Origin of the sequence: Methylopila musalis (genome assembly GCF_042679725.1) — a bacterium.
Classification (GTDB): Bacteria; Pseudomonadota; Alphaproteobacteria; order Rhizobiales; family Methylopilaceae; genus Methylopila; species Methylopila musalis.
In genome coordinates, this window is record NZ_JBHTMX010000153.1 from 1 (window position 1) to 6490 (window position 6490).

Annotated in this window: 6 protein-coding genes and 1 riboswitch; of the genes, 4 read left to right on the forward strand and 2 right to left on the reverse strand. The window is 70.8% G+C overall.

Going from position 1 to position 6490, the window contains the following annotated elements; translation table 11 throughout:
• On the reverse strand, nt 1-193 hold a 193-nt coding region (locus ACFQ4O_RS13475), incomplete at its 3' end, for a FecR/PupR family sigma factor regulator (RefSeq protein ID WP_378776209.1).
• Nucleotides 194-690: 497 nt separating this feature from the next.
• Nucleotides 691-1206, reverse strand: coding sequence for an RNA polymerase sigma factor (locus ACFQ4O_RS13480; protein WP_378776211.1), 516 nt, complete (start codon nt 1204-1206; stop codon nt 691-693).
• A 224-nt stretch (nt 1207-1430) separates the two neighbouring features.
• Between ACFQ4O_RS13480 and ACFQ4O_RS13485 the strand changes: the two genes are divergently transcribed.
• From ACFQ4O_RS13485 to ACFQ4O_RS13500, 4 genes are all read left to right on the forward strand, one after another.
• The gene (locus tag ACFQ4O_RS13485) at nt 1431-2276 is read left to right on the forward strand and encodes a nucleotidyltransferase domain-containing protein (protein WP_378776212.1); all 846 of its coding nucleotides are present in this window, start codon (nt 1431-1433) and stop codon (nt 2274-2276) included.
• Nucleotides 2277-2365: 89 nt separating this feature from the next.
• A riboswitch (cobalamin riboswitch) is annotated at nt 2366-2565 on the forward strand.
• Between the two features lie 126 nt (nt 2566-2691).
• A complete protein-coding gene (locus ACFQ4O_RS13490) occupies nt 2692-4713 on the forward strand; it encodes a TonB-dependent receptor plug domain-containing protein (RefSeq protein WP_378776213.1) in 2022 nt (673 codons plus the stop codon).
• A gap of 62 nt (nt 4714-4775) precedes the next feature.
• Nucleotides 4776-5369 (forward strand): DUF7676 family protein, encoded by a 594-nt coding sequence (locus ACFQ4O_RS13495; RefSeq protein WP_378776214.1) that lies wholly within the window; start codon nt 4776-4778, stop codon nt 5367-5369.
• A 112-nt stretch (nt 5370-5481) separates the two neighbouring features.
• Complete coding sequence (locus tag ACFQ4O_RS13500; protein ID WP_378776215.1) at nt 5482-6357, forward strand: ABC transporter substrate-binding protein; 876 nt, start codon at nt 5482-5484, stop codon at nt 6355-6357.
• Nucleotides 6358-6490: the final 133 nt, after the last annotated feature.

Genomic DNA, 6490 nt, shown 5'->3' on the forward strand with positions numbered 1-6490 from the left:
CCCACAGACGCTCGCTCTCCGCATAGGCGAGGGCGTGCCGGGGATCGGCCGCGAGCCAGGCCTCGAAGTCGGCCTCGTCCCGGGCGCCGTGCTCGCCGTCGCGGCGCATGAGCCACGCGTCCGCCGCCGCCCGCTGGTCGGGCGTCAGCCTCCGCGCCTCGGCGGCGTCCGCGTCGATGTTCGTCTGGTTCACCGCTCGACCTTAGAAAACTTCCAGCCTTCCCTTATCCAGAACGAACGGCGGCTGGAAAGGCGAACATGGCGGCGGGAAAAAATTCGTCCGCTCCGTCTTCCGGCCGCTCGGGGCAGGGCGGCCCGGCTGTCGAGGCTTAATCTGCAGAACCAGAGTGTCTGGGTCCCGGCTCAAGGCCGGGACAAGAGGGTGGCGCGTGTCGTCGCCCATCCTGCTGCGCGCTCCCGCCACGATAAACAAACACTCGGCGGCGCCCTCTTCCTTGTCCCGGCCTTGAGCCGGGACCCATTTCCGCCGACGTGGGGGGCAGGGCGTCCCGGCTGTCGAGGCTCATTCTGCGGAACCAGCGTGTCTGGGTCCCGGCTCAAGGCCGGGACAAGAGGGTGGCGCGTTTCGTCGCCCACCCTGCTGCGCGCTCCCGCGATGATAGACAAACACCCGGCGGCGCACTCGCGCGGCGCGGCGGGGAGAGCAGGGCGCAGGCTGGGGCAGGGCCGTCAGGCGTCGTCGAGATGGCCCGACAGTCGTTCGCGGCACTGGGCGAGACCGCGCACCAGATGCTTCTCGACCGCCCGCACCGAGATGCCGAGCCGGGCCGCGATGACGGCGTTGCTCTCGCCCTTCAGGCGGCGGGCGATGAAGATCTCCCGCGTGCGCTCGGGCAGGTCGGCGAGCGCGGCTTCGAGCGCGCCGAGGGCGGCGCGGGAGGCGAAGGTCTGGTCGGGGGCGGCCTCGTCCTGCATGAGCTGCTCGGGCGTCAGCCGGGCGAGGGCGCGGCCGCGGCGCGACTGGGCCAGATTGTGGTCCACCGCGGCGTTGCGGGCGGCCGCATAGAGAATGCGCCGGTCGTCGTCGGAGGAGCCGGCGCTGCCCGCCCGCCACACCCGCGCGAACACGTCCTGCACGATCTCGGCCGCGGTCTCGCGGTCGCGCACGCGACGGCCCACCAGCCGCTCCAGCGGGGCGCGATGGTCCACGAACAGCAGACCGAGGGAGGTTCGCCAGGACGTCATGGCCGCTCGAACAGTGAAGGCGTCGCCGCGCGAGGCGGGACGGACGGCCCAGACGCTCGCGCATGGGTCCTTATAGGAAAGGTCGTATTCCATAGCAAATTCAATAATTTAGACTGGTTCTAAGGTGGGCGTCTCACGGGCGCTGGACTTCCGCGCGCCGACGCGGCAGGACATTTGGCGGCGACACTTGGCGGCGACGCGGCCGCCGGCGCTCGGGAGGCGTGATGCTCGGCCGTTCCTTACCTGCGGACATGGACGCGGACGCCGTCGCGGGCGTCGACCGACGGCTCGCGGAGATCCGCGCCGCCCACGGCGTGGCGATCCCGCTCGCGATCGAGAGCGGCAGCCGGGCCTGGGGCTTTCCCTCGCCGGACAGCGATTACGACTGCCGCTTCATCTACGCCCACCGGCCGGAGCGCTATCTCTCGCTGTGGCCGCTGCGCGACGTCATCGAGACGCCGATCGAGGGCGAGCTCGACGTCAACGGCTGGGACCTCGCCAAGGCGATTCGGCTGCTGCTGAACGGCAACGCCGTGGTGATCGAATGGCTGACCTCGCCGATCGCCTATGGTGTGGACGAGCGGTTCCGGGCGGCGTTCCTCGCCTTCGCGGAGCAGGTGGCGGACCGTGACCGCATCGCCCGCCACTATCGCGGCCTCGGCTACGCGCATCAGGAGCAACATCTGCGCGACGGCCAGCCGATCGCGTTGAAGAAGCTGTTCTACATGGTCCGGCCGGCGGCGGCCCTGCGCTGGCTGCGGCTGCGGCCGGACGCGGCGGTGGCGCCCATGCGGTTCCAGACCCTGATGGCCGAGTGCGATCCGCCGCCGGCGGTGGCCGCCATCATGGCCGATCTGATCGCCCGCAAGGCCTTGACCCGCGAGCTCGGCGCCGCGGTGGCGCCGCCGGAGATCATCGGCTTCATCGCGGACGAGTTCCGGCGCGCCGACGAGACCTTCGGCGCCCGCGTTCCGCGCCCCGAGGCGGGGGAACGCGAACAGGCGGACCGCTTCTTCCGGGACATGCTGGATCATATATGGCGGGATCGCCCGACACCGGACAGGAGCTGACCCGCGCGGGGTTCCGGCGCGCCGTGGCTTTCCAGCGACAGAACCGGCGTCACCGACCGAGGTCGCATTGACCGCGGCCACAGTTTCGCCATAGCGTCCGGCCTGACGGTTCCCCTCGGGGATCAAAAGGGAACGCAGTGCGGGCCATCCGGCCTTATCCTGCGGCAGCCCCCGCTACTGTGAACGGCGAGCGCCTCGTCATCCGCCACTGGGTCCTGCGGGATCTGGGAAGGCGACGAAGGCGCGCAGACCCGTGAGTCAGGAGACCTGCCGTCATCCGTGTGGTCACACGCGAACGCGTCGGGCGGGGTGCACCGATGGTGGGCGAACCATCGGTTGGGGCGTAGAGCGCTTCGTCCGGTCGGCGAGGCTTCCTGTTCGCGGTGACGTGCCACTCGTCCCGCCCGGGGTCTCGATGCTCGTTCCTCTCCTTCGCGACGGCGGCGTCGCCGCGCTGTCCGCTCTCACGCTCTCCCTCGTGTCTCCGTCCTTCGCGCGCGCCCAGCATGCGCCGGAGGCCGAGCCCGCCGCCTCCGAGGCGCTGCCCGAGCTCGCCGTCACCGCCAACAAGGTGGAGGGGCCGAAGGCCGCCATCGGCAGCGCGGTGTCCTCGCTGTCGCGCGAGGAGCTGGAGACGCGCCAGATCCGCGTGGTGTCCGACGCGCTGCGCGAGCTTCCGGGCGTCGCGGTCAGCCGCACCGGCCCGGTCGGCGCGCTGACGCAGATCCGCATCCGCGGCTCGGAAGGCAACCAGACGCTGGTGCTGATCGACGGGATCGAGATGAACGATCCGGGCATGAGCGGCGAATACGACTTCGCCAACCTGCTGGCGCTGGAGGTGGAGCGCTTGGATGTGCTGCGCGGGCCCCAGAGCGCGCTCTACGGCTCCGACGCCGCCGGCGGCGTGGTGAACATCGTCACCCGCCGGGGCGACGGCAAGCCGTCCTTCCGCGGCCAGGTCGAGGGCGGATCGTTCGGGACGCTCAACGGCTCGGCCGCCGTGTCCGGCGGGACCGAGGCCTACGACTACCTGTTCGCGACCCAGCTGTTCCACGCCGACGGGATCTCCGTCGCCAAGAAGCGCGACGCCTGGAACGCCGGCTTCCGCGACCGCGACGGCTATGAGAGCGGCGGCGCGCTGGCGAAGGTCTCGGTGCGGCCGAGCGAGATGTTCGAGCTGACCGGCGTCGCCCGCTACACCAGCTTCCGGGCCGATCGCGACAACTTTGGCGCGGCGCAGGGCTTTCCTTACGCGGCGGCGGTGGAGTCCGGCGATTACGAGCGCGGAAAGCAGTTCTTCGGGCGGGTGCAGGGCAAGGCCACGCTGCTCGACGGCGCCTGGGACCACGTGCTCGGCCTGTCCCACACCCATCAGGACCGCCGGAACTACGAGGCCGACGACCGGCGCAGCTCGTCCACGGTGGGCGAGACGGTGAAGCTCGACTACCAGACCAACTACCGCTTCTCGACCGAAGGCGGCCTGCCGGCGAGCCATGTGCTGACCTTCGGCGCCGACACCCAGCGCGACCACGTGGTCAGCAAGAGCAAGTGGCAGGCGCCGGAGTTCGGCGGTCAGGGGCCGGTGCGACGCTCCATCACCAACACCGGCGTCGTGGGGCAGTACCAGCTCGGGCTGTTCCAGAACCTGTTCGTCACCGGAAGCGTGCGGCACGACTTCAACGAGCGCTTCCGGGACGAGACCACCTACCGTCTCGCCTCCGCCTACACGTTCGACGCCACCAAGACCAAGCTCCGCGCCTCCTTCGGCACCGGCGTGAAGAACCCGACGATCCTCGAGCTTTTCGGTTTCTACGGCAATTACGTCGGCAACGCCGCGCTCAGCCCGGAGAAGACCCGCGGCTGGGACATCGGCGTCGACCAGCCGTTCTGGGACGACCGCGTCACCGTCGAGGCGACCTATTTCCGGCAGCGCGTCAGCGACCTGATCTCATCGCGCAGCTCCCAGACCCCGAGCGGCGCCTATGTGACCACGCCGATCAACCTCGACGGCACGTCGCGGATCAAGGGCGTGGAGCTCGGCGTCACCCTGCGCCCGATCGACGGGCTCAGCGTGCGCGCGGCCTACACCTATTCGGACGGCGAGGATCCGACCGGCGTCGAGCTGGTCCGCCGGCCGCGCAACGTCGGCAACCTCAACGTCAACTACGCCTTCCTCGACGACCGGGCCAACGTGAACCTCGGCGTGATCTACAACGGCAAACAGAAGGACTACGCCTTCGACGCCGTCACCTACGCCCGCACGCTCCGGCCGCTGAAAGCCTACACGCTGGTCAACCTGGGCGCGGCCTACAAGATCCACCCCAACGCCGAGGTCTACGGCCGGGTCGAGAACCTGTTCGACAGGCGGTACGAGGAGGTGTTCACGTACAACGCGCCCGGCCGCGCGGCCTATGGCGGCGTGAAGGTCTCGTTCTGATCCCGGACCGGATCGCCCGGTCCGCCGGGCGATCCTCCCCCGTCGAAAGGCATGGCATGATCGTGCTCGAACCCGTTGCGCCCCGCGCGCCGACCCAAACTCTGCGCGGCGACGGCGGCGCGCTGACGCGCGAGATCTGGTCGCTGCCCGCGGAGGAGCCGACGCTGGAGGCGTTTCTCCGCGATGTGTTCGAGAACCATTGGCAGAGCGTGCGCTTCGGCCCGCTGATCGAGGGCGCGGCCTATGAGTGGAAGTGTCCTTCCGCGCCCCAGTCGATCGGCCTGCTCGACGGCTATCTTACCGTCATGTTCGGGTCCGGCGGCCATTTCCATCTCTGCATCGGCGAGAACCGGGGGTCCGAGCGGTTCCCGGTCTCGCCCGCACTGACGGCGCGGCGCAAGCCCTCGAAGGCCCAGCTGTTCCGGGGCTACGGCCGCGACGGCAGGCCGGTGACCTGGGGCTTCGAGATGTGGAACGGCGCGGGCGAGCCGATGATCTCGATCTTCTTCCCGAACCCCTTCATCGAGGACGACGACAGCCTGTCCGAGACGCCCGATTTCACGCGCCTAGCCACCTGGCGGGCGATCTCCCGCCGCTGGCTCGGCCGCGCGCCGGAGGCGATCGACGAACAGGGCAGGGGGTTCCGCCATGGCTGAGCGGCGGCGCCCCCTCACGCGGAATGCTGCGTCCGATCTCCGTCATGCCCGCGCCTTCGCGCGGGTATCCACGACTTCCCCTTCGGCGGACGCCCAAACGTTGAAGTCGTGGATGCCCGAGGCAAGCTCGGGCATGACGGCGGGCGGCGATGGTCACGGCGGCTTCCGGCGCCTGCGCGGCCTGCTGCTCGCGCTCGGGCTGATCGCGTCCGCGCCAGCCGCGGCCGCGCCGGCGCGGGTGGTCTCCATCAATCTCTGCACCGACGAGCTGCTGATCCGGCTCGGCGATCCGTCGCAGGTGGCGGGCGTCACCTGGCTGTCGACGCTCTCGGCCGGCTCCAACGTGGCCGAGGAGGCGCGCGGCGTCCCGGCGACCCACGGCTTCGCCGAGCAGGTCATCGGCCTTCGGCCGGATCTGGTGCTCGCGGGGCGCTACACCTCCCGGCAGTCGGTGGCGATGCTGCGGCGCGTGGGCGTGCCCGTGGTGGACGCGGACGCGCCCCGCACCCTCGACGGCGTGCGCGCGGAGATCCGCCGCGTGGCGGAGGCCATCGGCCATGGCGACCGGGGCGAGGCCATGATCGCCGAACTCGACCGCCGCCTGTCCCGCCCGATCACGCCCCGCGAGCCGAGGCCGCGCGCCGCGGTGCTGCGGCCGAACGGCTTCAGCGCGGGGCCGGGCTCCCTGATCGACGAGCTTTTGCGCCGGGCGGGCCTCGTCAACGTGGTGGCGGAGCTTGAACTCGACACTTACGGCCAGCTCCCGCTGGAGCTGGTGATCGCCAAGGGGATCGACGTGCTGATCGTGGACGGCGAGCGCGCGGGCCCGCCGGCCATGGCGACCGAGATGCTGCGCCACCCGGCGCTGCGCAAGCTCGGCGACCGCGTGCGCATCGCCGCTGTCCCGCCGAAGCTCTGGACCTGCTACGGCCCGCGCCTCGCCGACGCCTTCGACATTCTGGCCGACGCGGCGGAGGCGCCGCGATGAGCGTCGCCGCCGAAACCGGGCTCGCCCATGCGGCGCGGGCCGACCGCCACGGGCTGCTGCTGGCGGGCCTCGCCCTGGTGGTGATCGCCGCCTTCGCCGTCTCGCTCGCCATCGGCTACGCCCCGCTCGACCT

What these genes read in the sequence shown, in the direction of transcription:
- ACFQ4O_RS13480 (WP_378776211.1), bottom strand. Translation starts at nt 1,206, where the DNA reads ATGACGTCCTGGCGAACCTCCCTCGGTCTGCTGTTCGTGGACCATCGC.
- ACFQ4O_RS13485 (WP_378776212.1), top strand. Translation starts at nt 1,431, where the DNA reads ATGCTCGGCCGTTCCTTACCTGCGGACATGGACGCGGACGCCGTCGCG.
- ACFQ4O_RS13490 (WP_378776213.1), top strand. Translation starts at nt 2,692, where the DNA reads ATGCTCGTTCCTCTCCTTCGCGACGGCGGCGTCGCCGCGCTGTCCGCT.
- ACFQ4O_RS13500 (WP_378776215.1), top strand. Translation starts at nt 5,482, where the DNA reads ATGCCCGAGGCAAGCTCGGGCATGACGGCGGGCGGCGATGGTCACGGC.